Below are 2,167 nucleotides of genomic sequence, written 5' to 3' on the forward strand. Positions count from 1 at the left end.
CAACGATCGTAGTCTCCATCGAACCCGGGGCGGTTCAGATGGAGACCACGGGGGACTACTGGCGCGGGGCGTTCTACGTGTTGGAGGACTGCCTGACGGTGATCCTGGTCAACGCCGCCCACGCCAAGGGCCTACCCGGCCGTAAGACCGACGTCAGTGACGCAGCCTGGCTGGCCCAGAGGGGCGAGTGCGGTCTGCTCACGGCGTCGTTCGTGCCGCCGGAGCCGATCCGCCACCTGCGTGATCTGACCCGCTACCGGGCGACCCTGACAGCTGAACGCAGCCGGGAGGCCCAGCGGCTGGAGAAGGAGCTGGAGGACGCCGGGATCAAGCTGTCCTCGGTGGCCACCGACATCCTCGGCCGTTCCGGACGGGCGATGCTGGCCGCGTTGATCGACGGCGAACGCGATGTCCACGTGCTGGCCGAGATGGCCAGGGCGAGGATGCGCCCCAAGATCCCTCAGCTGGTGGAGGCGCTGACCGGCACCTTCACCGAGCACCACGCCTTCCTCTGCCGGCTGCACCTGGAACGCATCGACCAGCTCACCGAGGCCATCGGCGAGTTGTCGGCGCGGATCGAGGAACAGACGCGCCCTTTTGCCCGCCAGCGCGAGCAACTGGTGACCATCCCCGGTGTCGGCCAGACCGTCGCCGAGGTCATCATCGCCGAGACCGGCGCCGACATGGGCCGCTTCCGCACCGCCGGGCACCTGGCGTCCTGGGCCGGTATCTGCCCCGGCCACCACGAATCCGCAGGTAAACACAAATCGGGCAGGACCCGCCACGGCAACCGGTGGCTGAGAGCCGCCCTGGGCACCGCCGCCATGGCCGCCGCCCGCACCCGGGACACCACCTACCTCGGCGCCCGCTACCGACGGCTCGCCCCCCGGCTGGGCAAGAAGAAGGCCCTCGTCGCGATCGAGCACTCCATCCTGACCGCGGTCTGGCACATGTTCACCCATGACACCGACTACCAGGACCTCGGCGGTGACTACTTCGCCCGCCTCGACCCCGAACGCGCCCTGCGCCGCCTCACCCGCCAGGCCAACACGCTCGGGTTCACCGTCCGCTTCGACCCCATCCCAGCAGCCGCCTGACCCCGTGCACGCTGTCACCTCACCTCATTTTTCGGGTCAGCAGGAGGCGAGTGCGACGATGCCGCTGGATGATCCGGTCGAGGCGCTGCTCACCGCGGACAGGCTGCCGCCGAGGAAACGGGACCGGACCTGTGAACGGCTGGCCCAGACCCTGATAGACAGCGGGACGGTCCCGGCCTGGGATGTGCCCGCGGACGGCGCCGACCGGGCGGTCGGGGTCTGCGCAGATATGTACTGGCGGCGCCGGCACCTCGCCGTCCCGAGCGTGACGACAGCGCGGGAATGCGCCGAGTGGGTCTGGCGGCAGGTACATCCCGCCGCACGGGAGGCGGTGTGCGAGCGGTGGGCGCTGGGATACGCGTTCATCACGCGGGACACGGTCGACAGCGCCAGCGACCTTGCCGATACGACCGCCGCGCTTGTCACCACCGCGGACACGCCGTTCGTGCCGTACTTCTGCCTGCTGTACCACTGTGGGAAACTACGCGCGAACTTCACGTCGTACGAACTGCTGCTGGTCTTGGACCAGTCACCGCTGGCGGTGGCCGCCGCCGCGTACACGACGGCACCGGTCATCACGGCGCTGCGGGCGTTCGCCGCGTTTCTCACCGGCGACGACGCCGCCGCGCTCGGACACCTCGACACTGCGTGGAACCACCCGGCGCGGACCCGGGCGGCCATCGACATCTGCCTGCACGGGATCTGGGCGGCCCGACACAGCCCACGGCACGGCCCGCTACTCCGTGACCGCGCGACGCAGGCGGTCGCCACCCACCCCGACGACGCAGTGTTCCACGCCCGTCTCGCGGCCGGGCTCCGCCTCGTCGGCGCACACGAGGCTGCGCTCGACGCGATCGATCGGGCTCTCCGGCTGCTGCCCGCGCACGGGGCGCGCTCCAGCCACAACCTGCTCCAAGACCAGCTGCTGCGGGAACGCGAACTTGATCGTGACCGGGCATACCATCACCGCGTCGATATCCGGCCAGCAGCCATCCCCCGACGGCGAGCAGGAAGGGGCCCAGGGCTTCGGCGTGGACTCTGTTGGCTAACTCTGCGTAACTGTCGAGCGC

At 69.9% G+C, this 2,167-nt stretch carries 1 protein-coding gene and 1 pseudogene; both read left to right on the top strand.

Features of this window, described 5'->3' with window-relative positions; translation table 11 throughout:
• On the top strand, nt 1–1,097 hold a 1,097-nt coding region (locus DD1DGNOD_RS21850), incomplete at its 5' end, for an IS110 family transposase (RefSeq protein ID WP_206443358.1).
• Between the two features lie 58 nt (nt 1,098–1,155).
• Nucleotides 1,156–2,167, top strand: a pseudogene (locus DD1DGNOD_RS21855) (hypothetical protein); the annotation flags it as partial.

This window comes from Candidatus Protofrankia californiensis (assembly GCF_900634765.1).
GTDB lineage: Bacteria > Actinomycetota > Actinomycetes > Frankiales > Frankiaceae > Protofrankia > Protofrankia californiensis.